This window comes from Citrobacter gillenii (assembly GCF_013337685.1).
Classification (GTDB): domain Bacteria; phylum Pseudomonadota; class Gammaproteobacteria; order Enterobacterales; family Enterobacteriaceae; genus Citrobacter; species Citrobacter gillenii.
Map to the genome: position 1 here is coordinate 751,636 of NZ_SUQN01000001.1, position 25,912 is coordinate 777,547.

Genomic DNA, 25,912 nt, shown 5'->3' on the forward strand with positions numbered 1-25,912 from the left:
ACCTACCGAAACGGCATAGCAGGCATGATATGCCCGTTATGCCGGGCGGGTGGTGGTGTACTACTGCCCGCCAGCCATTGAGGAAAATCGCGCAGCGGCATCGGCTTGGCATACAGAAATCCCTGCAATACATTCACGCCATGTCGCCGTAAATGCTGGGCCTGCGCCTGCGTTTCAACCCCTTCAGCTACCAGTTCAATATTCAGTTTTTTCCCCAGTGCGATGATGATGTCAGTAACGGTCGAATTGACGGCATCAGTCCCGATCGCAGAGGTAAAGGATTTATCAATCTTCAGTACATCCGGGCGCAACTTTTCCAGCCACGAGAGCGAGCTGTTGCCGGTACCGAAATCGTCAATGGCCAGTTTTACCCCCAGCCGGTGAAGTTCATGCACCAGTCGATAATCGACATCCAGTAGTGCGTCGCGCTCGGTCAGTTCAATCACCAGTTGCTGGATGGGATGCTGACTGAACCAGTACTGATTAAGGTCTTTTAACAACATACCGTCACGAAAATGGCTGGCGGCGACGTTGATACCGATATGAAACTGGCTGCTCATTGGGAAAACGTGCCGTTGCTGAATGGTTTCTGCGATGACGTGACGAGTCAGGGGGACAATCAGATTGTGCTCTTCCGCGATAGGGATGAACACTTCAGGTGAAATCCAGCCTTGGCGCGGGTTATTCCAGCGTAAGAGAATTTCAACGCCCGTACACTGCTGGGTGCTGGCGTTCAGTAGTGGCTGGCAAAATAGCTCAAACTCCCGCTCGGCGAGGGCCAGATTAATCTCCCAAGAAAAACTCATTCTGTTAGCGGTCGCCAGCCAGGCCAGATACCCGACTAATAAGCTGAGCATGACCGCTAACGGTAACTGGGTGGGCAGGTGTCTTAACGCCAGTTCGCTGGCTCCTGGTCCGCTGACGCTGATGGCAAAGGGGAAATGTTGTGATGAAAGTTGGTAGCGTTGTTCGCCGTCACTCTCCGGTAGCTTGTCGACGACGCCTTGTCCGTACAGCAGATGCCGCTTACCGATGGTTAAACTGGCATGTGTAATTTGCGGAGGCTGTGGTTCAAGCAGCATGCCCGACAATAATTCAATATTGACGATCTCCAGCACCCCATCTTCGCCATTGGCAGACGACGGATACCATTGCGTCAGAATAGGGCTACCCTTAATGAGCGAATGATCGGTGGATAACAGTAGCTGTGGCTCGCGGCTGGGCAATTCAGGTTGCAACTGCTTGATGGGCACATTGCGATAGCCAAATATACTCGAACAATAGAGGATGCCACCCTGAACCAGGTTAATAGAGCGCACGGTTTGCAGTCTGGCGGCATGCTTGCTCAGGGCTAAACGCGCCACCGAGCAGGGCAGGCCAATTAACGGCAGCAGCACATCGCGTCCGGTCCGCAACGGCAGCAGGATATCATCCAGCTGTTCTACAGCATGGTTAGCGAACGTGACGGTGGAGTGATGATTTAAATTACGCTCCGAAATAAATCGGACAGATAATGTAAGAATGAGCGTCAGTAGTGCACAAACTGTGCAGACGATTAAGCGATTACGGCGATAATTTTTGATGATCCGTTGTGCTGTTTGCATGCGGGCCGCCCGATAAGCCGTTGGTCACAGAAGCCAACAGCAACAGAGCAAGTGTAGTGGGGAAAATTACCGTAGACGAGGGAGGGGAAGCAAATTCGCCCATCCGTCGCAGATGGGCGAAAATTAAGTATTAGTCACACTGAACTTTGATCGCCAGGCCGCCGCGGGAGGTTTCGCGGTATTTGGCGTTCATGTCCTTGCCGGTTTCGTACATGGTCTCGATGACTTTATCCAGCGAGACGCGCGGGGCGCTGGTACGACGCATGGCCATACGTGCCGCGTTGATCGCCTTCACGGAAGCAATGGCGTTACGCTCAATGCACGGCACCTGGACCTGTCCGGCAACCGGATCGCAGGTTAAGCCGAGGTTGTGTTCCATACCGATTTCGGCAGCCACACATACCTGCTCCGGGCTCGCACCCAGTAACTCTGCCAGACCTGCTGCGGCCATAGAACATGCCACACCGACTTCGCCCTGGCAGCCCACTTCTGCGCCAGAGATAGAGGCATTCATTTTGTACAGCGCGCCAATTGCACCGGCCGCCAGGAAATAGCGGGTATAGATATCCGGGCTGACGGGCTCAATGAAGTGATCGTAATAAGCCAGAACCGCAGGCACGATGCCGCAAGCACCGTTGGTCGGCGCTGTCACAACGCGACCACCCGCAGCGTTCTCTTCGTTTACGGCCAGCGCAAACATGTTCACCCAGTCGATCACGTTCATCGGATCGTTGGAGAGTTTGTCGCTGGAGACCAGCATACGACGCAGGGCAGAGGCACGACGAGGCACGCGCAGCGGCCCCGGCAGAATGCCTTCGGTGTTCATCCCACGATCGATACAGGCCTGCATGGTTTGCCAGACGTTACCAAAATACTCTTCAATTTCTTTTTTGCTGTGCAGCGCAAGTTCGTTCTGCATCACCATGCCAGAAAGCGACAGACCGGTGCTGTTGCAGTACTCCAGCATTTCAGCGGCAGATTTGAACGGATAAGGTACGCTGACCTCATTCGCCGCGTCCTGACCAAAGTGTTCTTCATCAACGATGAAACCACCGCCAATGGAATAATATGTTTTGCTGTAAACAACGGTGTCACCGTTGTAGGCATGAATTTGCATACCGTTTTCATGCAGCGACAGGTTGCTGTTGCGAAAACGCATGCCGTCGTTTTGCGGGAAGTCGACTTCGTGTTGGCCCTGCGCAAGCAGCAGGCGTCCACGCGTTTCTACATCGCGAATAAATCCGGGAATGCTGTCGATGTCCACGGTCGCAGGCTCATAGCCTGCCAGACCCATAATAATGGCGATATCGGTGTGGTGACCTTTACCCGTGAGCGACAGTGAACCATACACGTCGACGGCGACACGAGTAACGTTGTCCAGTAATCCTTTTTCGACCAGGTCATCGACGAACTGTTTACCCGCCTTCATAGGCCCTACGGTATGGGAAGATGAGGGACCGATCCCCACCTTAAACATGTCGAATAGACTAATCACGATAATACTCCTACAGGGCGACTGGGCTTTCCAGTAACGATGTTATAACTGCGCATAGTGTAAGAGGGAACGCGGCGATCGGCTTAACTATTCACATGAATTAAACTAATAGATAACCGCGGTTTTACTAATGTTGTGACCGGCGTTTCAGGTTGTGTCTGCGGTGCGTAAAGATAAGTATAGTCAGGGCTTCACGCCAATTTGCAGCGCCAGCTCACGAATTATCCCGGCGGTCATTCCCCAGACGAAATAATGCTCATACCAGGAAAGCCAGACGCGATGCGAGTCACCCCGGCGGTAGATATCTAAGGGGTGATAACGACCCAGATGCAACGCCTGCGCCAGCGGCATTTCGAATACTGCAGAGACTTCATCTTCACTTGCACGATAGGGCAGATTAGGTGGGATAATACCCACCACTGGCGTGACCTGAAAACCGGTGACGCTATCCACCGGCGGCAGGACGCCAATCACCTCAACGCACGAAGGGGGAATGGCCACTTCCTCCTCGGCTTCTCGTAGCGCGGCGGCAACCAGCGACGCGTCGCTGCTGTCTACAGCTCCGCCCGGGAAGGCAACCTGTCCGGCGTGTTTACGCAAATGCACCGAGCGTTGGGTTAACAGCAATCCCGGCTGTGGGCGGCGAACGACCGGGATCAGCACGGCGGCCTGGCGCTGGTTTAACGCTTCATGATTGACCTGCGGGCGCAGGAGAAGAAAGCGCGATAAAAAGTCATCAAGCGTCAGGCTGCTGTTTTCCACGGTTCAGTTCTCCAGTTGGTGCAAAATACGGTTCACTTTATCAAACGTTTCCTGATATTCAGCGTCTTCCTGACTGTCCGCAACAACCCCACCGCCAGCCGAACAGTAAAGCTGTCCGTCGGTGGCCGTCAGGGTGCGGATGGTAATACTGGTATCCATATTGCCGCAAAAGCTCAGATAGCCGACGCTGCCGCACCAGGCGTTACGTCTGTGCGGTTCCAGTTCGTCAATAATTTCCATCGCCCGCACCTTTGGCGCGCCGGTAATGGAACCACCAGGGAAGGCGGCGCGCAGCAGATCCGTGGCGTGCAGCGATTCCGGCAAACGCGCCGTAATGGTGCTGACCAGATGGTGCACGGCAGGGAAGGGTTCGACAACAAACAGTTCGGGAACCTTGACCGAACCCGGCACGGCAACGCGACCAATGTCGTTACGCATCAGATCCACGATCATCAGGTTTTCAGCACGATCTTTAGGTGAGTTTGCCAGTCTTTGCGCCTGCTGACGATCTGCATCTGGCGAGTCCAGTCGCGGCAGGGTGCCCTTGATGGGACGCGTCTGGATCTGCCGATTTTCCAACTGAATAAACCGCTCTGGCGACAGGCTGAGGATTGCGCCTTCCTCAAGGCGGATAAACGCACTGAACGGGGCGCGGTTGGCCTGGTTGAGTCGCTCAAAGGCGAGCCACTCATCCCCCTGATACTGCGCCTGAAAACGCTGGGCAAGGTTGACCTGATAGCAGTCCCCGCTGTGCAGATAGCGCTGTACCTGGCGAAACTTTTCGCCGTACTGCGCGCGGCTCATATTGGATTGCCACGCTGACGTTAACATAAAAGGCTCACGTGTTGGCGCGCGCTGGCTTTCCAGCCAGTGGCGGCGGGCCTGCAGATCACCGTGGCTGAGCAGCGACACGGTTTGCCGCTGGTGGTCGACAATCAGTGCCCAATCGTAAATGCCAACCGCCATATCCGGCAGGGTGATATCACGTTCAGCGACATTTGGCAGCGCTTCGAAGCGTCGGCCCAAATCGTAGCCAAACAGGCCCAGCGCCCCTCCCTGGAAGGGAAGAACGGGATTATAATCGGGCCGTATTGCCAGTGAAGTTAGCGCCGAGCGTAACACCGTCATCGGGTCATCAGGCGTGTGCGTGATTCCGTCTTTGTCATGCACTGCGGTGTCTGCATCTCGCGTGACCAGCGTCATCACAGGATCGGCGACCAGAATATCAAAGCGATTATGCGGGTGGTCGGCGTGCCCCGAATGTAGCAGCATCGCCCACGGCAGATGGCTTAAGGTCGAGAAATAGCGTTCAGCGGCGTCCTGACGCCAGGGTAATGTAATTACTGCGGGAGATAACGTTTTCATCAGTCCTGACTCGTTACTACTTTACTGGCTTACTGCCCGGTAGCATGGGATAATTAGCGCAGACAATCTAGCAGGAGTTAACAATGTTTGCAGGTTTACCTTCACTCAGTCATGAACAGCAGCAAAAAGCAGTCGAGCGTATTCACGAACTGATGTCACAGGGGATGAGCAGCGGCGAAGCGATCACTCAGGTCGCGGCTGAAATTCGCGCCACTCATACCGGCGAACGGATCGTGGCGCGTTTTGAAGACGAGGACGAAGACGAGTAACGCTCGTTACACTGCGGCGATAATCTTGATCTCGACTTTGTATTTCGGGTTCATCAACCCGGCCTGTACGGTACAACGCACGGGCGCGTGACCGGCAACGACCCACGCGTCCCAGGCTTTGTTCATGGCGGCGAAGTCGCTTTTGTCCGTCAGGAAAATGGTCGCGTCAAGAATACGTGACTTGTTGCTGCCCTGTTTTTCCAGTACCGCATCAATTTGTGCCAGCGTGTTGGCCGTTTGTTCAAACGCGTCAGCATCCAGGTTTTCCGGTACGCCGGTGTAATACAACGTGTTGTTGTGAATCACCACGTCTGACCAACGATCCTCGGCATCAATGCGCACGATAGTCATAAATTATTCCTCATTTACGTTTTTATTTAATCGGTTTCTGCTGGCGACAAGACTGCCATAATGTTGTGCCCTCGTCACCTCTTCAACTGGCGAAAGACCCGCTGGCCTGACATAATCCCTGTTCAAATGAACAGGGGGTAGTGTGACGGACGATTTTGCAGCAGACGGTAAATTGGCTAAAGCGATACCGGGTTTTAAACCGCGTGAACCACAGCGACAGATGGCCGTCGCCGTCTCGCATGCCATTGAAAAATCACAGCCGCTTGTCGTCGAAGCCGGGACCGGGACCGGGAAAACTTACGCCTACCTTGCGCCTGCACTGCGCGCCGGTAAGAAAGTGATCATTTCTACCGGATCGAAAGCGCTGCAGGATCAACTCTACAGCCGCGATCTCCCTACCGTGGCAAAAGCGCTGAAATTTACCGGCAAACTGGCGTTGCTGAAAGGGCGCTCTAACTACCTGTGTCTGGAACGCCTTGAACAACAGGCGCTGGCGGGCGGTGACCTGCCGGTGCAAACCTTAAGCGACGTGATCCTGCTGCGCTCGTGGTCGAATCAAACCGTTGATGGCGATATCAGCACCTGCGTCAGCGTGGCGGAAGACTCGCACGCATGGCCGCTGGTGACCAGTACCAACGACAACTGTCTGGGCAGCGACTGCCCACTGTATAAAGACTGTTTTGTCGTTAAAGCGCGTAAAAAAGCCATGGATGCTGATGTGGTGGTAGTTAACCATCATCTGTTTCTTGCTGATATGGTGGTGAAAGAGAGCGGGTTCGGGGAGCTGATCCCGGAGGCAGACGTGATGATCTTCGATGAAGCCCATCAGCTACCGGATATCGCCAGCCAGTATTTTGGTCAGTCGCTTTCCAGTCGGCAACTGCTCGATCTGGCCAAAGACATTACCATTGCCTATCGCACCGAGCTAAAAGATACCCAGCAACTACAAAAGTGCGCTGACCGTCTGGCGCAAAGCGCGCAGGATTTCCGCCTGCAGCTGGGCGAGCCGGGCTATCGCGGTAACCTGCGTGAATTGCTGGCCGATCAGCGCGTCCAGCGGGCATTTTTGCTGCTCGATGACACGCTGGAACTGTGCTACGACGTAGCGAAGCTGTCGCTCGGACGTTCGGCGCTGCTGGATGCCGCGTTCGAGCGCGCCACTCTGTATCGCGCCCGCTTGAAACGCCTGAAGGAGATCAACCAACCGGGATTCAGCTACTGGTATGAATGCACTTCACGGCATTTTACGCTGGCGCTGACGCCACTCACCGTAGCGGATAAATTCAAAGAGGTGATGGACCAAAAGCCGGGCTGCTGGATTTTTACTTCCGCTACGCTGTCGGTCAACGACGATCTCCGCCACTTTACCGCGCGACTGGGCATTGAACAGGCTGAATCAATGTTGTTGCCGAGCCCCTTTGACTACACGCGACAGGCGCTGCTGTGCGTGCCACGCAATCTCCCGCAAACTAACCAGCCGGGGGCGGCGCGTCAGCTGGCCGCCATGTTGCGCCCCATTATTGAAGCTAACAATGGGCGCTGCTTTATGCTGTGTACCTCGCACGCAATGATGCGCGACCTGGCGGAACAGTTTCGTGCCACCATGACGCTCCCGGTCCTGCTGCAGGGGGAGACCAGCAAAGGGCAGCTATTGCAGCAGTTTGTCAGTGCGGGCAATGCCCTGCTGGTGGCGACCAGCAGCTTCTGGGAAGGTGTGGACGTACGAGGTGACACGCTATCGCTGGTTATTATCGACAAGCTGCCGTTTACCTCGCCGGACGATCCGCTGTTAAAAGCGCGTATGGAAGACTGCCGGCTGCGCGGCGGCGACCCGTTTGACGAAGTCCAGCTCCCGGATGCCGTGATCACGCTTAAGCAGGGGGTGGGGCGCTTGATTCGTGACGCTGACGATCGCGGCGTCCTGGTGATTTGTGATAACCGGCTGGTCATGCGACCTTACGGTGCGACATTCCTGGCCAGCCTACCACCGGCGCCTCGCACGCGTGACATTGCCCGCGCGGTTCGCTTTCTTGCCATACCAACGACTGAGTAATTTGTTACAGACTGTGCTAAGATACGCGCCAAATTTATTGATCTGATCACGAAGACCCATGCGAATTCTGGCTATCGATACCGCCACAGAGGCGTGCTCTGTCGCCCTGTGGAATGACGGTAATATCACATCTCATTTCGAGCTTTGCCCTCGAGAGCATACCCAACGCATCCTGCCGCTGGTTCAGGATATCCTGACTGCTGGCAATGTCACATTAACGGATATCGACGCTCTGGCGTTTGGCCGAGGTCCCGGTAGTTTCACCGGCGTGCGTATTGGTATTGGTATTGCTCAGGGGTTGGCGTTAGGGGCGAACTTGCCAATGATCGGCGTGTCCACGCTGGCAACTATGGCGCAGGGGGCCTGGCGCAAAAACGGCGCAACGCGCGTGCTGGCTGCAATTGATGCGCGCATGGGTGAAGTCTACTGGGCCGAATACCAGCGTGATGAGAACGGTATCTGGCACGGCGAAGACACCGAAGCGGTATTAACTCCGGAACAGGTTCATGAGCGACTGCTGCAGCTTTCCGGTGATTGGGTAACGGTCGGCACGGGCTGGCCTGCATGGCCTGAACTCGGTAAAGACAGTGGCCTGATGCTGCGCGATGGCGACGTTTTGCTTCCGGCTGCTGAAGATATGTTGCCTCTCGCCACCCAACTGTTCGCCTCTGGAAAGACGGTAGCGGTTGAACATGCTGAACCGGTTTATTTACGTAACACCGTGGCGTGGAAGAAACTTCCCGGAAAAGAATGAATCTTAGTAGTACATCCCCCGATGCTTTCAAACGGGCTCAACGCGATGAATGCGCAGCAGTTTGAAACTCACCGGGGACAGGCGCTGAGATAAGGGAGTCGCAACATGGCGGTTCAAAAATGGGTATTAAAAGGCGTGTTGACGGGCGCATTGGCGTTCATGCTAAGCGGTTGCGTTACCATTCCTGATGCGATTAAAGGTTCAAGCCCAACGCCGCAACAGGATCTGGTACGGGTCATGAATGCGCCGCAACTGTACGTCGGACAGGAAGCTCGCTTTGGCGGCAAAGTGGTGGACATTCAGAATCAGCAGGGGAAATCCCGACTGGAAATTGCCACCGTGCCTCTCGACAGCGGCGCGCGTCCGATTTTGGGTGAAGCCTCACGCGGGCGTATTTATGCCGATGTTAATGGCTTTCTCGATCCGGTGGATTTCCGCGGACAACTGGTCACCGTCGTAGGGTCTATTAGCGGCACGGTGGACGGTAAAATTGGCAGTACGCCGTATAAGTTCATGCTGATGCAGGTAACCGGTTATAAACGCTGGCATATTACTCAGCAGATCGTGATGCCTCCGCAGCCCATCGATCCCTGGTTCTACGGTGCGCGTGGCTGGCCATACGGCGGCTACGGCGGATGGGGATGGTACAATCCAGGTCCGGCACAGGTTCAGACGATAGTTACGGAATAACTCTTTGATTTATATGTAAAAGAAGCAGCGGCGTGTCCGCTGTTTCTGCATTTATGTGGCTATAAGAAAAATAAATAGTGACGTGCTTCGCAACCTTGTCGTTGTGTAATAAACAAACTGGTACGCTGAGTTAATATTATGTTAACAGTTTGTTTATTGTCTGGGGTTGTGATGACGACGAATACGCATTTTAGAGGTGATGTATTGAAAAAGGTTTGGCTTAACCGTTATCCCGCAGGTGTTCCCGCGGAGATCAATCCTGACCGTTATCAATCCCTGGTGGAACTGTTTGAACATTCAGTCAGGCGCTATGCCGATCAGCCCGCGTTTGTGAATATGGGGGAGGTGATGACCTTCCGCAAACTCGAAGAGCGTAGCCGCGCATTTGCGGCATATTTGCAAGAAGGGCTGGGGTTGAAAAAGGGCGATCGTGTCGCACTGATGATGCCGAACCTGCTGCAGTATCCGGTGGCGCTGTTTGGCATTCTGCGTGCCGGCATGATTGTGGTAAACGTGAACCCATTGTACACACCGCGTGAACTGGAGCATCAGCTTAATGACAGCGGCGCGGCAGCGATTGTGATCGTGTCCAACTTTGCCCACACGCTGGAGAAAGTGGTCGATAAAACATCGGTTCAGCACGTGATCCTGACGCGAATGGGCGATCAGCTCTCAACCGCCAAAGGAACGCTGGTTAACTTTGTTGTGAAGTACATTAAGCGGCTGGTACCGAAATATCACCTGCCTGATGCCATCTCGTTTCGCAGTGCGTTACAAAACGGGTATCGCATGCAGTATGTGAAGCCTGAAGTGGTCTCTGAAGATCTGGCCTTCCTGCAATACACCGGGGGGACAACCGGTGTGGCAAAAGGTGCAATGCTCACCCACCGCAATATGCTGGCGAACCTCGAGCAGGTCCATGCTACTTACGGTCCGTTGCTGCATCCGGGTAAAGAGCTGGTGATCACCGCGCTACCGCTGTATCACATTTTTGCTTTAACGATGAACTGCCTGCTGTTTATTGAGCTTGGCGGTCAAAACGTACTGATCACTAACCCACGAGATATTCCGGGCCTGGTAAAAGAGCTGGCGAAATACCCGTTTACCGCCATGACCGGCGTCAATACGCTGTTCAACGCCTTGTTGAATAACAAAGACTTCCAGCAACTGGATTTCTCGTCGCTGCATCTTTCTGCAGGGGGGGGTATGCCCGTCCAGCAGGCGGTTGCAGAACGTTGGGTGAAGCTGACCGGCCAATATCTGCTGGAAGGATATGGCCTGACCGAGTGTTCGCCGCTGGTGAGCGTCAATCCGCATGATATCGACTATCACAGCGGCAGTATTGGCCTGCCGGTTCCCTCCACTGAGGTTAAGCTGGTGGATGATGACGATAACGAAGTCCCGCCGGGCGAGCCGGGTGAACTGTGCGTGAAAGGCCCGCAGGTGATGCTGGGTTACTGGCAGCGCCCGGATGCGACCGATGAAATTGTTAAAGATGGTTGGCTGCACACCGGGGATATTGCGGTGATGGACGACGAAGGCTTCCTACGTATCGTCGATCGCAAAAAAGATATGATCCTGGTCTCCGGTTTTAACGTTTATCCGAACGAAATTGAAGATGTGGTGATGCAACATCCTGGCGTTCAGGAAGTAGCCGCGGTGGGCGTGCCCTCGGGCAGCAGCGGTGAAGCGGTGAAGATTTTTGTCGTGAAGAAAGACGCGTCACTCACCGATGAAGCGCTGATTACGTTCTGCCGCCGTCAGTTGACCGGCTACAAGGTCCCGAAGCTGGTGGAATTCCGTGATGAGTTACCAAAATCTAACGTCGGCAAAATTTTGCGACGAGAATTGCGTGACGAAGCCCGTAGCAAAGTGGACAATAAAGGCTGAGCGTTAAGTCAGTCATCAGAAAGCGCCGGTTAATCCGGCGTTTTTTTTGGCGCAAACCTGAGAGAGCACGATTTGAATTACCAAATGATTACCACGGACGACGCGTTGGCCACGCTGTGCGAAGCCGTTCGTGAGTTTCCGGCGATTGCCCTGGATACTGAATTTGTTCGCACGCGTACCTATTATCCGCAGCTGGGACTCATTCAGCTGTTTGACGGCAAACACGTTGCTCTGATTGATCCGCTGGGGATCACCGACTGGTCGCCGCTGCGCGACATTTTATGCGACACCACGATAACCAAATTCCTGCACGCGGGAAGTGAAGACCTGGAAGTGTTTCTCAACACCTTTGGCGAACTTCCGCAGCCGCTGATTGATACGCAAATTCTGGCCGCGTTTTGCGGTCGCCCGCTGTCGTGGGGATTTGCCGCGATGGTGGAAGAGTTTACGGGGGTGGCGCTGGACAAAAGCGAATCCCGTACGGACTGGCTGGCCCGACCGCTGACTGAGCGTCAGTGTGAGTATGCTGCCGCGGACGTCTGGTATTTATTACCGATCACCGCAAAACTGATGGCTGAAACCGATGCCTCTGGCTGGCTACCGGCCGCGCTGGATGAGTGTCGTTTAATGCAGCAGCGTCGCCAGGAAGTACTGGCGCCTGAGGACGCGTGGCGTGACATTACCAACGCCTGGCAGCTGCGTACCCGTCAGCTTGCCTGCCTGCAACTGCTGGCTGACTGGCGACTGCGTAAAGCGCGTGAACGCGATCTGGCGGTGAATTTCGTGGTACGCGAAGAGCACCTGTGGTCAGTGGCGCGCTATATGCCGGGTAGTCTGGGTGAGCTGGACAGCCTCGGTCTTTCCGGGAGCGAAATTCGCTTCCATGGCAAGACACTGATTTCATTGGTAGAAAAAGCGCAGGCCCTGCCGGAAGCATCGTTGCCTGAACCACTGCTGAACCTGATGGATATGCCGGGCTACCGTAAAGCCTTCAAAGCCATTAAGGCGTTGGTGGCTGACGTGAGCGCGGAACACAATCTCAGCGTGGAGCTGCTGGCCTCCCGCCGTCAGATAAATCAGTTGCTTAACTGGCACTGGAAATTAAAGCCGAAGTCTTCCTTGCCGGAGCTTATTTCCGGCTGGCGTGGCGAGCTGATGGCCGAGCGACTTAACGCCCTGTTGCTGGAATATCCACAATAAGCGAGTGTCTGGTGGTTATTCTGGAACCCTATCTACTGTTTACTCGGTAATAACGCTATTCAGGACGGGTCACTGAAAATAAAAAAGGCAGAATATTCTGCCTTTTTTCGACCACAACTTTTTTACCAAAGCGCTTATTTCGACTCTTCTGCTTCTGGTAATGTCACGTTAAGTTCGAGGATAGAAATATCGCCGTCTTTTTGTTCAAGTTGTACAGTGACCATCTCTGGATCGATTTGTACATACTTACAGATAACGTCGAGAATATCTTTCCTCAACTGCGGTAAATAATGCGGTTCGGCGTCACTACGACGACGTTCCGCAACAATGATCTGCAGTCGCTCTTTAGCGATGTTTGCTGTGCTCTTTTTCCGCGAGAGAAAAAAATCCAGTAATGCCATAACTTATCCTCCGAACAGGCGTTTGAGGAAACCTTTCTTCTCTTCTTCAACGAAGCGGAAAGGACGTTCTTCTCCCAACAGACGGTCTACGGTATCTGCATAAGCTTTGCCAGCATCCGCATTGATGTCGAGGATCACCGGCTCACCCTGGTTAGATGCGCGCAGGACTGACTGATCTTCCGGAATCACACCAACCAGTTTGATGCGCAGAATTTCCAGTACGTCTTCCATGCTGAGCATGTCGCCTCTGTTTACGCGGCCAGGGTTGTAGCGCGTAAGCAGCAGATGCTCTTTAATCGGATCTTCACCATTTTCCGCGCGACGAGATTTCGACGCCAGAATGCCCAGAATACGGTCAGAGTCACGTACTGAAGACACTTCCGGGTTGGTGGTAATAATCGCTTCATCGGCAAAATACAGTGCCATTAGCGCACCGGTTTCAATACCGGCCGGGGAGTCGCAGACGATGAAGTCGAAGTCCATCGATTTCAGATCATCCAGAACTTTTGCGACGCCTTCACGCGTCAGCGCGTCTTTATCGCGAGTCTGTGAGGCCGGAAGAATAAAGAGATTTTCAGTACGCTTATCTTTGATTAACGCCTGATTTAACGACGCATCGCCCTGAATAACGTTGACGAAGTCGTAAACGACGCGGCGTTCGCAACCCATGATTAAATCGAGGTTACGCAGGCCGATATCAAAATCAATAACGACAGTTTTCTTTCCCTTCTGGGCCAAACCTGTAGCGATGGCCGCGCTGGAGGTGGTTTTGCCAACGCCCCCTTTACCCGAAGTAACAACAATAATGCGTGCCATAGAAATTCCTTGTTAAAAAGGGATCAATTCAACGGTTGAACTGTCAAAGCGTTCTCTGCTAATTGCAGACGCGCCGCTTTGCCATAAAATTCTGCTGGGATTTTATCACTCAGCCAATAAACACCTGCGATAGACACCAGTTCTGCCGTCAGGTGGGTACAAAAAATCTGTGCTTCTCGATCGCCGCTTGCACCCGCCAGTGCACGGCCTCTCATCATGCCATAAACGTGAATATTGCCGTCAGCGATGAGTTCTGCGCCCGCGCTGACGTGGTTTGTAACAATCAGATCACATTGTGGTGCATAAATGCGCTGACCGGAACGAACCGGGACATTTATTAATCGTGTTTTTGTGATGGGAGTAACGTTTTGTACCGGCGCGGCAGGTGCGGGTTCAGCAATGGGGGCAGGGCGCAGCGCTTTTTCTTTACCTTCAGTCAGTAAAGGCAGGCCCATTTCGTCGATCTCTGCTTTGAGTCTGGCATCTTTGCAGCCGCTAACGCCGATAATGCGCAGACCGGTAGATGCGACAACTTTCTGCAGCGTTGGCCAGTTTACCGGGCTTTCAAGGCCACTGACGTTGATCACCACGGGAGCATGTTTTAAAAAAGCAGGAGCCTGCGCGATTTTGTCTTCCAACGCCTGACGAATAACCTCGGGTTCTGACTCGTGCAAGTGAACCACAGATAAGGTGAAGCTACTGCCTTTAAGCTCGATTGGCGTGTTTGACATCCTGGCCTTACTCAATTTGCTATTTATCATCCCCAGCGCGGGGTGATATTCCGAAGACTATAAGGCATGTTATAGTCAGTATTATATTGAGGCAAGCCACCATTCCGTGAATTCAGAGTAAAAGATATGTTTTGTGTGATCTACCGAAGCAGCAAACGTGACCAGACCTATTTATATGTCGAAAAAAAAGACGATTTCTCTCGCGTTCCTGAAGAACTGATGAAAGGTTTTGGTCAGCCGAAACTGGCAATGATTTTACCACTTGATGGTCGCAAGAAACTGGTGAACGCTGACCTTGAAAAAGTAAAACAGGCGTTAACCGAGCAGGGCTATTATTTACAAATCCCGCCACCGCCAGAAGATTTACTCAAACAGCATCTGTCTGTGGCAAAACAAAATATACCAGACGCTAAAGGTTAAACTGTATCCGGCAGCCGCATGTCCCGTCGATGCAGTTCCTGAAATCGAAGACGACGTTAGGGGAAAGTCATGTATCAACATCACAACTGGCATGGTGCTCTGCTGGATTACCCAGTGAGTAAAGTGGTTTGCGTGGGCAGTAATTACGCAAAGCACATTAAGGAGATGGGCAGCGCAACGCCAGATGAACCCGTGCTGTTTATCAAACCGGAAACGGCATTGTGCGACCTGCGCCAACCGCTGGTTATCCCGGCGGATATGGGGGCGGTGCACCACGAAGTTGAGCTGGCTGTGCTGATTGGCGCGACCCTGCGCCAGGCAACGGAAGATCATGTGCGTAAAGCCATTGCCGGTTATGGCGTGGCGCTGGATCTGACCCTGCGCGATATTCAGGGCAAAATGAAGAAAGCGGGGCAGCCGTGGGAAAAAGCGAAGGGATTTGATAATTCCTGTCCGCTGTCGGGCTTCATTCCGGTATCGGAGTTTAACGGCGATCCGCAAAATACGCTGCTCAGTCTGACGGTAAACGGTGAAACACGTCAGCACGGTTCTACGGCGGACATGATCCATCACATTATTCCGTTGATTGCCTACATGAGTCGTTTCTTCACCCTCAAAGCGGGGGATGTGGTATTGACAGGAACGCCAGAAGGCGTAGGGCCGTTACACAGTGGTGATGAGCTGGCGATCGGTTTTCACGGTCAAACGCTGACGACGAGAGTACTGTAATCTCTTCTTGCCGCCTTTTCGGGCGGCAAAACTTGCATCAACGTGCCAGACTGGTTATAAGGTGCAGCTTTATTGCAATAGCGGATACCCTGATGAGCGACATACCTTTCTGGCAAAGCAAAACCCTGGATGAAATGACCGATGCCGAGTGGGAGTCATTATGCGACGGATGTGGTCAATGCTGCCTGCATAAGCTGATGGATGAAGATACCGACGAAATCTATTTTACCAACGTCGCCTGTAAGCAGCTCAATATCAAAACCTGCCAGTGCCGTAACTACGAACGTCGTTTCGAATACGAGCCTGATTGCATCAAGCTGACGCGTGACAATTTGCCAACTTTTGAATGGCTACCGATGACCTGCGCGTATCGTCTGCTTGCGGAAGGGAAAGGGCTGCCGGACTGGCACCCGCTACTGACTGGCTCGAAAGCCGCGATGCACGGTGAGCGTATTTCAGTCCGTCATATTGCGGTGAAAGAATCAGAAGTACACGACTGGCAGGATCACATTTTGAACAAACCTTCATGGGCGGACTGAGCCGCCCATCGGTTAACAGGCGCTAAAGATTAAGATTTTTTCGCCTGATACATCTCATCTGAGTGGTTGTCATCTTCAACCCAGAAATTAATGTTGAACTGCGCGTCGTCGCTTAATTCAACACGATGCCAGTACTGCGGTGGGCTGGTCGCAAACTGACCGGCATTTATCACCACTTTAACTTCAGGTTCTTTCGCTTCTTCATTCGCAAAGCCGTAATACGTTACCGTACCTTCCATCACGCAAAGCTGTCCAAAGACGCCTGCTGCGGTGTTATGGTGGGAGAGCAGTGCGGCTGGGACAGTGTCTTTTGTGAAAAAGGGAGTAGAGCGTTTAACTTTCCAGTTTGCCGGGATGCGTAAATGGGACATGGGACATCTCCTTGGTGTGGCATCTATAAGATGTATTTAATATACATCTTATAGATGCCACCAAGCAATGACATTATGGCAAAAAAAAACGCTCCCGAAGGAGCGTCTCTGTTAGCGACCGAAGAGGTCGCGTTTTTTCGGTTTAAACGGTTGGGCAATGACCACCAGCACGGCGACCACCAGGTACGCAGCAAAGATCCCTAATAGCCACTGTGGCATTTCAAGGGTTAAAAAAGACCACTGACGCTCGGCGCAGTCGCCGGATGCCAGGAAAACCTGAGGCAGCCATTTGTCCAGCGGTAACCAGCTCGGAAAGCGCGCCGCAAAATCACAGGTCATGAACGGAGACGGGTGAAGCTGGATCATGGTGTGCTCATATGCTAACTGCAGACCGCGCCAGGCGCTGTAAATCCAGATAACCATCGCTACATAACGCAGCGGCGTTTTTGGCGCGATAGCACCCACCAGCCCGGCACCCATTACGCCGAATAACGCACTACGTTCGTAAATACACAACACGCAAGGTTTAAGCAGCATCACGTGCTGGAACCACAGCGCAACGAGTTCCAGCGCCAGGGCGGTTAGCGCCAACAATAACCATGCTCCGCGACCGCGGGAGCACTGGTTTAAAAATCGCAACATAATAAATTCCCTGCAACATGCGTAGAGAGCGCAGTTTAAACCAATTCAATTTATGCGCCACTAGCAGCTATTGAAATATTGTGTAATCGGATAATTATCATGCAAAAAGTCAAACCGGGCAGTGATTTGCCCGGTAAGTTGTTATGAAAGTGTAGCTAACCAGCCTATTTGCGTCATCCACTCGGTCACCGGGACGAGGGTGAATTCCACGCACAAAAGACCGACCAGCGTCAGTACGAGGGTATACGGCAGCGCCATCCATACCATGCGGCCATAGGAGAGGCGAATCAACGGTGCCAGTGCGGAAGTCAGCAGGAACAGGAATGCGGCCTGGCCATTCGGAGTTGCGACGGAAGGCAGGTTAGTCCCGGTATTAATCGCCACGGCTAACAGTTCGAACTGGTTCAGGCTGATGGTCCCGTGCTCCATCGCCGCTTTGGCTTCGTTAATGTAAATCGTGCCTACAAAGACGTTATCGGAGATAGAAGAAAGCAGACCGTTAAAGAGGTAGAACAGAGTGAGCTGGGCATGCTCTGAAGCCTGTAAAACAAAATGAATAATCGGAGCGAACAATTGCTGATCGATAATTACGGCCACAATTGAGAAGAACACGGTCAGCAGCGCGGTGAACGGCAGTGACTCGGTGAACGCCTTGCCGATAGCATGTTCATCAGTGACCCCCGTTAAGGACGTCGCCAGGATGATAACCGACAGGCCTATCAGTCCAACTTCGGCCAGATGCAGGGCCAGGGCGATAACCAGCCAGACGCCGATAATCGCCTGGACAATCAGTTTGATCTTGTCCTGGCGGGTACGCTGCTGGCGGCTTTGATCGTCATATTGCTGCAGAACGTCACGTACCTTTTCAGGCAATGTTTCACCATAGCCAAACCAACGTAATTTCTCGACCAGCATGCAGGTTAGCAGTCCGCAGATCAGCACCGGGACGGTGACCGGGGACATCCGCAGGAAGAAATCCCCGAAATGCCAGCCCGCCGCTTTGGCGATAATCAGGTTTTGCGGTTCACCAACCATGGTCATCACGCCGCCTAACGCCGTGCCGACGCCGGCATGCATCATCAGGCTGCGCAGAAAACCGCGGAACTGCTCGAGCACGGCTTTATTGTGCTGATCAATATGGCTGTCATCGAGCATATTATCTTCCCCACGGGAAGAGGCGATGCGGTGGTAAATGCCATAAAAACCGACCGCCACGCTTATCACGACGGCGACCACGGTCAATGCATCGAGGAACGCGGACAGGAAGGCGGCGGCTACGCAGAAGGACAGCGACAGCAGCATTTTAGAGCGAATGCTCAGCAGCAATCGGGTAAAAATAAACAGCAGTAACTGCTTCATAAAGTAGATGCCCGCCACCATAAACATCAGCAGCAATAACACCTCAAGATTGGCGGCAATCTCTTCACGCACGTGCGTGGCGCTGGTCATGCCAATGACGACGGCTTCAATCGCCAGCAGGCCACCCGGCAGCAGCGGATAACATTTGAGCGCCATTGCCAGCGTAAAAATGAACTCAGCCACCAGCAGCCACCCGGCAACGAACGGGTTGATGAAGAAAATAATCGGGTTAACGATTAAGAAGGATAATAATGCGAGTTTGTACCAGTCCGGCGACTGGCCTAAAAAGTTGCGCCACAGCGCGCGACCCCAGGATAGCTCCATGGCAGTTTCCCTTACCTGTAAAAATGAAATCATGTTTTTATGTTTGACGGCAAAGCTTAGCGGGAGGAGGGAACGCAGGCAAGCTCTTCACGTGCTTCGTCGCGCCAATTGCGCCCCAGCGTTATCTGGAAAATGAAGCCTTGATCCACTTTTTCTTCATTGCCTCAGCTATCAGCTATCAGACCCGTCTGGTATGATGTGTGTAACTATGTTTTGCTGTGTAATGGAATTATTACTATGGTCATTAAGGCGCAAAGCCCAGCGGGGTTCGCGGAAGAGTACATCATTGAAAGTATCTGGAATAACCGCTTCCCCCCAGGCACTATTTTGCCCGCTGAACGTGAACTCTCTGAACTTATCGGAGTAACACGCACCACGCTACGCGAAGTGTTACAGCGCCTGGCGCGGGACGGCTGGTTGACCATTCAGCACGGCAAACCGACGAAAGTGAATAATTTCTGGGAAACGTCAGGACTGAATATTCTTGAAACGCTGGCGCGCCTCGATCACGAGAGCGTTCCGCAGCTCATTGATAATCTGCTGTCGGTGCGTACCAACATCTCAACAATCTTCATTCGCACCGCATTCCGCCAACATCCGGACAAAGCGCAGGAAGTGCTGGCGACGGCAAATCAGGTAGCCGACCACGCTGACGCTTTTGCTGACCTGGACTACAACATTTTCCGCGGCCTGGCATTCGCGTCCGGCAATCCGATTTACGGCCTGATCCTCAACGGCATGAAGGGATTGTATACCCGTATTGGTCGTCATTATTTCGCCAATCCGGAAGCCCGCGGTCTGGCACTGAGCTTCTACCGTAAGCTGTCATTGCTCTGTGAGCAGGGCTCCCATGACCAGGTGTATGAAACGGTGCGCAGTTACGGTCACGACAGCGGCGAGATTTGGCATCGCATGCAGAAAAACCTGCCCGGCGATTTAGCCATTCAGGGCCGTTAATCGCTCAATGCCGGATGGCGGTGTGAACACCTTATCCGGCCTACGTGGATGTCTAGTGTAGGCCGGATAAGACGCTTTCGCGTCGCCACCCGGCAATAAGATTCACAGACCGTTCATTCTCGGCGGGCAACGTTCCAGCAATTCCACGCTGCCATCCTCATTTTGTTGCTCCAGCGTCACGTCAAAACCCCATAACCGATGGACGTGCTTCAGCACCTCTTTGCGGCCCTTATCCAGCGGGGCGCGATTATGCGGGATATAGCGCAGTGTGAGAGAGCGATCGCCGCGCAAATCGACATTCCATACCTGAATGTTTGGCTCCAGGTTGCTCAGGTTATACTGCGACGACAGCCGGTTACGAATTTCACGGTATCCCTCTTCGTTATGAATTGCTGAGATTTCCAGATAATTATGTCTGTCATCGTCCAACACGGTGAACAGGCGGAAATCACGCATCACCTTCGGTGACAGGAACTGGCTGATAAAGCTCTCATCTTTAAAATCACGCATCGCGAAGTGCAGGGTTTCCAGCCAGTCAGAACCGGCGATATCCGGGAACCAGTATTTATCTTCCTCGGTCGGAGACTGACAAATACGTTTGATGTCCTGGAACATGGCGAATCCGAGCGCATAGGGGTTTATCCCGCTATACCACGGGCTGTTGTACGGCGGCTGGAACACCACATTGGTATGGCTGTGTAGAAACTCCAGCATAAACCGCTCGGTGACTTTGCCTTCATCGTACAGGTGGTTAAGGATGGTGTAATGCCAGAACGTCGCCCAGCCTTCGTTCATCACCTGGGTCTGTTTCTGCGGATAAAAATACTGGCTCACTTTGCGCACGATACGCAGCACTTCACGCTGCCAGGACTCCAGCAGCGGGGCATTTTTTTCCATAAAGTACAGCAGGTTTTCCTGGGGTTCAGAAGGATAACGCCGCGCTTCAAACACGGTTTTCTCTTCCTCTTTTTTCGGCAAGGTACGCCACAGCATATTTACCTGACTTTGCAGATATTCTTCGCGGCTTTTTTGCCGCGCTTTCTCTTCCTGCAATGAAATTTTTTGCGGGCGTTTATAGCGATCGACACCGTAGTTCATCAGTGCATGGCAGGAATCGAGCAGTTTTTCGACTTCGTCGACGCCGTAGCGCTCTTCACACTGGGTAATGTAGTTTCGGGCAAAAATCAGATAATCAACAATGGAGCTGGCATCCGTCCAGCTACGGAAAAGGTAGTTGTTCTTGAAGAAGGAGTTATGCCCATAGCAGGCGTGTGCCATCACCAGCGCCTGCATGGTGATGGTGTTCTCCTCCATCAGATACGCGATACATGGGTTGGAGTTGATGACAATCTCATAAGCCAGCCCTTGCTGACCGTGCTTATACAGACGTTCGGTTTCAATAAATTTTTTACCAAACGACCAGTGGGTATAGTTAATCGGCATCCCGACGCTGGAGTAGGCGTCCATCATCTGCTCGGAGGTAATGACCTCGATTTGGTGCGGATAGGTCTCCAGTCGGTAGAGTTTTGCCACGCGGTCTATTTCCGCCAGATAGACATCCAGCAGATCAAACGTCCAGTCGGGTCCATCGCTCAACCGTGTGGTGTCCTTGTTCATGGAATCAATCGTAGCCATTCGCGCACCCTCATTGTTGGCGGCACTCTCTGTCTGGAGTACCTCATTTCAAGCATAGAACACGGTGTTAAAAAACGTGCTGCGGCAGAAAATTTTTCTTTGCGATATCACGTTAATCCAACATCGAAAAACAGGATGTTCACGAAATTTTATGCTGGATAAAAATGACGCACAGCAGGAGATCCTAAAGCAGAGACATCCCTGTCGTTACCGCTATGTGTGAGATACATCACCATAAAAAAGCCATATGTTGAATAATATTTTCAACTGAGTTATCAAGATGTAATTAGATGATTATTCTTTTACTGTTAACGGAGTGGCTATGCGAGTTGTCATACTGGGAAGTGGTGTCGTTGGCGTGACCAGCGCCTGGTATTTAAGTCAGGCTGGGCACGATGTCACCGTCATTGATCGTGAGCCCGGTCCGGCGCTGGAAACCAGTGCGGCGAATGCGGGGCAAATCTCTCCAGGCTATGCAGCACCGTGGGCGGCACCCGGCGTACCGCTAAAAGCGATTAAATGGATGTTTCAACGCCATGCGCCGTTGGCCGTTCGCCTTGACGGCACGCAGTTCCAACTGAAATGGATGTGGCAGATGCTACGCAACTGTGACACCAGTCATTACATGGAAAACAAAGGTCGTATGGTGCGTCTGGCGGAATATAGCCGTGATTGCCTGAAGGCGCTGCGAGCCACTACCGGCATTGAATATGAAGGTCGTCAGGGCGGGACGCTGCAGCTATTCCGTACTGCGCAGCAGTATGAGAACGCCACGCGCGACATCGCCGTTCTGGAAGATGCGGGTGTGCCATATCAACTGCTGGAAGCCCATCGCCTCGCGGAAGTGGAACCGGCGCTGGCCGAAGTGGCGCATAAGCTGACCGGCGGGCTGCGTCTACCGAATGACGAAACCGGCGACTGTCAGCTGTTTACCCAACGCCTGGCGCAAATGGCGGAGCTGGCAGGGGTTAAATTCCGCTTCAACACACCGGTTGATAAGCTGCTGAGCGATGGCGAGCAGATTTATGGCGTGCAGTGTGGCGAGGAAATTATCAAAGCCGATGCTTATGTGATGGCGTTTGGCTCTTACTCCACGGCTATGCTGAAAGGGATGGTCGATATCCCGGTTTACCCACTCAAAGGTTATTCGCTGACCATTCCGATCGCGGAGGACGACGGCGCGCCGGTGTCGACTATCCTTGATGAAACCTACAAAATTGCCATTACCCGTTTTGATAACCGTATCCGCGTGGGTGGCATGGCGGAGATCGTGGGCTTCAATACTGAATTATTACAGCCGCGACGTGAAACGCTGGAAATGGTGGTGCGCGATCTCTTTCCGCGCGGGGGGCATGTGGAGCAGGCCACCTTCTGGACCGGGCTGCGGCCGATGACGCCGGATGGCACGCCGGTAGTTGGGCGTACCCGTTTTAAGAACCTGCTGCTCAACACCGGTCACGGTACGCTGGGCTGGACTATGGCCTGCGGATCGGGACAGTTGCTGAGCGATATTCTTTCTGGTCGCACGCCCGCCATCCCTTACGATGACCTGAGCGTGGCGCGTTACAGCCCAGGATTTTCGCCGTCACGTCCACGACATTTACACGGCGCACATAGCTGAGAAGGACGCGAGATGACCCGCCCAATACTGGCCAGCATTGACCTGCAGGCGTTGAAACAAAATTTAGGCATTGCACGGCAGGCCGCACCGGACGCCCGCGTCTGGTCGGTGGTAAAAGCCAATGCTTATGGACATGGCATTGAGCGCGTCTGGAATGCGCTGGGGACCACCGACGGTTTCGCCATGCTGAATCTGGAAGAAGCGATAACGCTGCGCGAGCGTGGCTGGAAAGGCCCGATCTTAATGCTGGAAGGTTTTTTCCACGCCGACGATCTGACGGTGTATGACCAATATCGTTTAACCACCTGTGTACACAGCAACTGGCAGCTCAAAGCGTTACAAAATGCCCGACTGAACGCTCCGCTGGATGTATACCTGAAGGTTAACAGCGGCATGAACCGTCTGGGCTTTTTGCCTGAGCGGGTGGCAACCGTCTGGCAACAGCTGCGGGCGATGCCGAATGTGGGTGAAATGACGCTGATGTCGCACTTTGCTGATGCCGAACATCCGGACGGTATTCAGGACGCGATGGCGCGTATTGCACAGGCGACGGAAGGGCTTGAATGCCGACGTTCGCTGTCAAACTCCGCCGCCACGCTGTGGCACCCGGAAGCCCATTTCGACTGGGTACGACCGGGTATTATTTTGTACGGCGCCTCTCCGTCAGGGCAATGGCGGGACATCGCCAACACCGGTCTCAAACCGGTAATGAGCCTGAACAGCGAGGTCATCGGGGTGCAAACGCTGAAGGCCGGTGACAGGGTCGGCTACGGTGGGCGTTACACCGCACGCGGTGAACAACGTATCGGGATTGTGGCGACCGGCTATGCCGATGGATATCCGCGCCATGCACCGAGCGGCACGCCGGTGCTGGTGGACGGTGTCCGTACCGGGACGGTCGGCACGGTGTCGATGGATATGCTGGCAGTGGATCTGACGCCATGTCCTCAGGCAGGCATTGGTACGCCGGTAGAGCTGTGGGGCAAAGAGATCAAAATCGACGATGTGGCTACCGCGGCCGGTACGGTGGGGTACGAGCTGATGTGCTCGCTGGCGCTGCGCGTACCGGTTGTGACGGTGTAACTTTTGTAAAGTTGCCTGATGGCGCTGCGCTTATCAGGCCTACAATAGCAGTACATTTGTAAGCCGGGTAAGGCGCAGCCGCTACCCGGCAAAAACATCACTATTATTCATCCTCATCTTCTGCCACGCGAACGCCGACTTTCAGCACCGAATTATCTTCTTTCTCGGCCACAGTCCAGATCATCCCGGCAAATTCGACCTGGTCGCCGACCACCGGTGCGGCGCCTAACAATTGCTGGACGATCTCACCCAGTGTCTGCTGCTTATCGCGATATTCAGTGCCATCTTCCAGCCCGTATATCAGCGCCACGTCGGCGTATTTGGCGCTGGCTTCGAGAATAAAGTCACCAAAGAAACGCTGGTCTAACGCGACCGGCGGCGACTGGCTGAACAGCTTGCCTAATGCGGGAAGATCGCGCTCGCGACCAATAACGCACAGCACGTCACCTTCGCGCAGGCGGGTGCTGCCCGACGGATGAAACAGCACGTTGTCACGAAACAGCGCGGCAATTCGCGTCTCGTCTGGCATATGCAGGTCGCGTAGTGCGGCCCCCACACACCATTTATCGGCACTCAGTTGATAAACAAACTGCTCCCAGGGATTGTCAGGATGAATATCCAGACCAATGCGCGAAACGGGCCAGCCGACCGGTGGAACCACCACTTTGGCTTTTTTGGCAGCCCACGAGAGCGATGTCCCCTGAAACAACAGCGAAATCAGGACGACGAAGAACGCCACGTTAAAGAACAGACGGGCATTGTCCAGCCCGGCCATCATCGGGAAGACGGCGAGGATGATCGGCACCGCACCGCGCAAGCCGACCCAACTGATGAAAATGCGCTCACGCAGATTAAAACCCCGGAACGGCAGCAGCCCGGCGAACACCGACAGCGGGCGGGCAACGAAAATCATCCAGGCAGACAAAATCAGCGCCGGAATGGCAATGGGCAGCAGGTCGGACGGCGTCACTAGCAGACCCAGTACCAGGAACATGGCGATTTGCGCCAGCCAGGCCAGGCCGTCAAAGTTTTGTAGAATACCGAACCGGTTGCGAATGGGGCGATTACCCAACAGGAAGCCACACAGGTAGACCGCCAGAATACCGCTGCCTTCCAGCGCGGTGGTGAGGGCAAAAATCAGGATCCCGCCGCTTAACGCCAGCAGTGGATACAATCCGGCAGGCAGCGAAATCCGGTTAATCATTTGCTGGAGCAGATAACCGCCACCCAGACCCAGCGCAATACCCAGACCGAACTGTTGAATAATATGCACCGCGAACATCCAGCTTAAGCCGGTCTCGTGGTTTTGGATCATTTCAATTAGCGTGATGGTCAGAAACACCGCCATTGGGTCATTGCTGCCCGATTCTATTTCCAGCGTCGAGCCGACACGTTCGTTCAGACCCTTCCCACCGAGCAGGGAAAATACCGCCGCGGCGTCGGTTGAGCCAACAATCGCGCCAATCAATAAACCCTCGATGAGATCCAGATGAAACAGCCACGCGGCCATCATGCCGGTTAAGCCGGAGGTGATCAGCACGCCCACGGTCGCCAGTGATAATGCCGGACCGAGCGCTACGCGAAAGGAACTGGCCTGGGTACGCATCCCGCCATCAAGCAGGATAACCGCTAGCGCCAGGTTACTCACCATGTAGGCGAAAGGGTAGTTATCAAAAGGAATACCGCCAATGCCATCTACGCCCGCTAACATACCGATCGCGAGGAATATCACCAGGATCGGGATACCAAGACGTGATGAGAATGAACTGAGTAAGATACTGCAGGTGACGAGAACGGAACCCAAAATAAAAAGGCTAATAATTGCTGCGGCATCCAACGTTCGGTTACTCC

The 25,912-nt window shown here is 53.6% G+C and carries 24 protein-coding genes and 2 pseudogenes; 13 read left to right on the forward strand and 13 right to left on the reverse strand.

What is annotated here, in order from left to right; translation table 11 throughout:
* Positions 1–2: 2 nt before the first annotated feature.
* The 4 genes from FCH32_RS03540 to pabB form a co-directional block, all read right to left on the reverse strand.
* A complete protein-coding gene (locus tag FCH32_RS03540) occupies positions 3–1,604 on the reverse strand; it encodes an EAL domain-containing protein (protein WP_174360499.1) in 1,602 nt (533 codons plus the stop codon).
* Between the two features lie 130 nt (positions 1,605–1,734).
* Positions 1,735–3,099, reverse strand: a complete 1,365-nt coding sequence (gene sdaA / locus FCH32_RS03545; RefSeq protein WP_096756714.1) for an L-serine ammonia-lyase — start codon at positions 3,097–3,099, stop codon at positions 1,735–1,737.
* A 183-nt stretch (positions 3,100–3,282) separates the two neighbouring features.
* The gene (locus FCH32_RS03550; RefSeq protein ID WP_117342931.1) at positions 3,283–3,861 is read right to left on the reverse strand and encodes a CoA pyrophosphatase; all 579 of its coding nucleotides are present in this window, start codon (positions 3,859–3,861) and stop codon (positions 3,283–3,285) included.
* Between the two features lie 3 nt (positions 3,862–3,864).
* Positions 3,865–5,226, reverse strand: a complete 1,362-nt coding sequence (gene pabB / locus FCH32_RS03555) for an aminodeoxychorismate synthase component 1 (RefSeq protein ID WP_174360500.1) — start codon at positions 5,224–5,226, stop codon at positions 3,865–3,867.
* An 83-nt stretch (positions 5,227–5,309) separates the two neighbouring features.
* On the opposite strand from pabB, the gene FCH32_RS03560 reads away from it, so the two are divergent.
* Positions 5,310–5,495 (forward strand): YoaH family protein, encoded by a 186-nt coding sequence (locus FCH32_RS03560; protein WP_096756717.1) that lies wholly within the window; start codon positions 5,310–5,312, stop codon positions 5,493–5,495.
* 6 nt (positions 5,496–5,501) lie between these two features.
* Here FCH32_RS03560 and FCH32_RS03565 read toward each other — a convergent pair whose 3' ends face one another.
* On the reverse strand, positions 5,502–5,846 hold the full coding sequence (locus tag FCH32_RS03565) for a RidA family protein (protein ID WP_096756718.1): 345 nt from the start codon (positions 5,844–5,846) through the stop codon (positions 5,502–5,504).
* A gap of 142 nt (positions 5,847–5,988) precedes the next feature.
* Between FCH32_RS03565 and FCH32_RS03570 the strand changes: the two genes are divergently transcribed.
* The 5 genes from FCH32_RS03570 to rnd all read left to right on the forward strand — a co-directional run bounded on the left by FCH32_RS03570 (position 5,989) and on the right by rnd (position 12,433).
* Entirely contained in the window at positions 5,989–7,899 is a 1,911-nt protein-coding gene (locus tag FCH32_RS03570) for a DNA repair helicase YoaA (RefSeq protein WP_174360501.1), read from the forward strand.
* Positions 7,900–7,957: 58 nt separating this feature from the next.
* Positions 7,958–8,653 carry a tRNA (adenosine(37)-N6)-threonylcarbamoyltransferase complex dimerization subunit type 1 TsaB gene (gene tsaB, locus FCH32_RS03575; RefSeq protein ID WP_115258249.1) on the forward strand — a complete coding sequence of 232 codons (696 nt, stop codon included), beginning with the start codon at positions 7,958–7,960 and terminating at the stop codon, positions 8,651–8,653.
* Between the two features lie 105 nt (positions 8,654–8,758).
* Complete coding sequence (locus tag FCH32_RS03580; protein ID WP_135911877.1) at positions 8,759–9,343, forward strand: Slp family lipoprotein; 585 nt, start codon at positions 8,759–8,761, stop codon at positions 9,341–9,343.
* A 204-nt stretch (positions 9,344–9,547) separates the two neighbouring features.
* Positions 9,548–11,233 (forward strand): long-chain-fatty-acid--CoA ligase FadD, encoded by a 1,686-nt coding sequence (gene fadD / locus FCH32_RS03585; RefSeq protein WP_135911878.1) that lies wholly within the window; start codon positions 9,548–9,550, stop codon positions 11,231–11,233.
* An 84-nt stretch (positions 11,234–11,317) separates the two neighbouring features.
* A complete protein-coding gene (gene rnd, locus FCH32_RS03590) occupies positions 11,318–12,433 on the forward strand; it encodes a ribonuclease D (protein WP_174360502.1) in 1,116 nt (371 codons plus the stop codon).
* A gap of 134 nt (positions 12,434–12,567) precedes the next feature.
* On the opposite strand, the gene minE is transcribed toward rnd, so the two are convergent.
* Genes minE through minC form a run of 3 tightly spaced genes read right to left on the reverse strand, consistent with a single transcriptional unit; the run spans position 12,568 to position 14,381 of the window.
* The gene (gene minE, locus FCH32_RS03595) at positions 12,568–12,834 is read right to left on the reverse strand and encodes a cell division topological specificity factor MinE (RefSeq protein ID WP_003833739.1); all 267 of its coding nucleotides are present in this window, start codon (positions 12,832–12,834) and stop codon (positions 12,568–12,570) included.
* Positions 12,835–12,837: 3 nt separating this feature from the next.
* Positions 12,838–13,650: a septum site-determining protein MinD gene (minD, locus tag FCH32_RS03600; protein ID WP_096756725.1), complete on the reverse strand. Its 813-nt coding sequence runs from the start codon at positions 13,648–13,650 to the stop codon at positions 12,838–12,840.
* A gap of 23 nt (positions 13,651–13,673) precedes the next feature.
* The gene (minC, locus tag FCH32_RS03605) at positions 13,674–14,381 is read right to left on the reverse strand and encodes a septum site-determining protein MinC (protein WP_096756726.1); all 708 of its coding nucleotides are present in this window, start codon (positions 14,379–14,381) and stop codon (positions 13,674–13,676) included.
* Between the two features lie 126 nt (positions 14,382–14,507).
* On the opposite strand from minC, the gene FCH32_RS03610 reads away from it, so the two are divergent.
* The 3 genes from FCH32_RS03610 to FCH32_RS03620 all read left to right on the forward strand — a co-directional run bounded on the left by FCH32_RS03610 (position 14,508) and on the right by FCH32_RS03620 (position 16,069).
* A complete protein-coding gene (locus FCH32_RS03610) occupies positions 14,508–14,801 on the forward strand; it encodes a YcgL domain-containing protein (protein ID WP_096756727.1) in 294 nt (97 codons plus the stop codon).
* 69 nt (positions 14,802–14,870) lie between these two features.
* On the forward strand, positions 14,871–15,530 hold the full coding sequence (locus FCH32_RS03615; protein ID WP_096756728.1) for a fumarylacetoacetate hydrolase family protein: 660 nt from the start codon (positions 14,871–14,873) through the stop codon (positions 15,528–15,530).
* Positions 15,531–15,622: 92 nt separating this feature from the next.
* On the forward strand, positions 15,623–16,069 hold the full coding sequence (locus FCH32_RS03620; RefSeq protein WP_196209307.1) for a YcgN family cysteine cluster protein: 447 nt from the start codon (positions 15,623–15,625) through the stop codon (positions 16,067–16,069).
* Positions 16,070–16,098: 29 nt separating this feature from the next.
* Here the strand turns inward: FCH32_RS03620 and FCH32_RS03625 are convergent, their stop codons facing one another.
* From FCH32_RS03625 to nhaB, 3 genes are all read right to left on the reverse strand, one after another.
* The gene (locus FCH32_RS03625) at positions 16,099–16,440 is read right to left on the reverse strand and encodes a TehB family protein (protein WP_096756729.1); all 342 of its coding nucleotides are present in this window, start codon (positions 16,438–16,440) and stop codon (positions 16,099–16,101) included.
* A gap of 111 nt (positions 16,441–16,551) precedes the next feature.
* Positions 16,552–17,082: a disulfide bond formation protein DsbB gene (dsbB, locus tag FCH32_RS03630; RefSeq protein ID WP_096756730.1), complete on the reverse strand. Its 531-nt coding sequence runs from the start codon at positions 17,080–17,082 to the stop codon at positions 16,552–16,554.
* A gap of 141 nt (positions 17,083–17,223) precedes the next feature.
* On the reverse strand, positions 17,224–18,765 hold the full coding sequence (gene nhaB / locus FCH32_RS03635) for a Na(+)/H(+) antiporter NhaB (protein ID WP_137399979.1): 1,542 nt from the start codon (positions 18,763–18,765) through the stop codon (positions 17,224–17,226).
* A 237-nt stretch (positions 18,766–19,002) separates the two neighbouring features.
* Between nhaB and fadR the strand changes: the two genes are divergently transcribed.
* Positions 19,003–19,722 (forward strand): fatty acid metabolism transcriptional regulator FadR, encoded by a 720-nt coding sequence (gene fadR / locus FCH32_RS03640; protein WP_096756732.1) that lies wholly within the window; start codon positions 19,003–19,005, stop codon positions 19,720–19,722.
* Positions 19,723–19,824: 102 nt separating this feature from the next.
* On the opposite strand, the gene FCH32_RS03645 is transcribed toward fadR, so the two are convergent.
* Positions 19,825–21,357, reverse strand: coding sequence for a SpoVR family protein (locus FCH32_RS03645; protein ID WP_096756733.1), 1,533 nt, complete (start codon positions 21,355–21,357; stop codon positions 19,825–19,827).
* A gap of 322 nt (positions 21,358–21,679) precedes the next feature.
* Between FCH32_RS03645 and FCH32_RS03650 the strand changes: the two genes are divergently transcribed.
* The 3 genes and pseudogenes from FCH32_RS03650 to FCH32_RS23410 form a co-directional block, all read left to right on the forward strand.
* Complete coding sequence (locus FCH32_RS03650) at positions 21,680–22,978, forward strand: D-amino acid dehydrogenase (protein ID WP_115258254.1); 1,299 nt, start codon at positions 21,680–21,682, stop codon at positions 22,976–22,978.
* A 12-nt stretch (positions 22,979–22,990) separates the two neighbouring features.
* Positions 22,991–24,061, forward strand: a complete 1,071-nt coding sequence (gene dadX, locus FCH32_RS03655) for a catabolic alanine racemase DadX (protein WP_135911881.1) — start codon at positions 22,991–22,993, stop codon at positions 24,059–24,061.
* A gap of 115 nt (positions 24,062–24,176) precedes the next feature.
* Positions 24,177–24,227, forward strand: a pseudogene (locus tag FCH32_RS23410) (hypothetical protein); the annotation flags it as partial.
* A 3-nt stretch (positions 24,228–24,230) separates the two neighbouring features.
* Here the strand turns inward: FCH32_RS23410 and FCH32_RS03660 are convergent.
* Positions 24,231–25,898: pseudogene (locus tag FCH32_RS03660) on the reverse strand (potassium/proton antiporter); the annotation flags it as partial.
* Positions 25,899–25,912 lie beyond the last annotated feature (14 nt).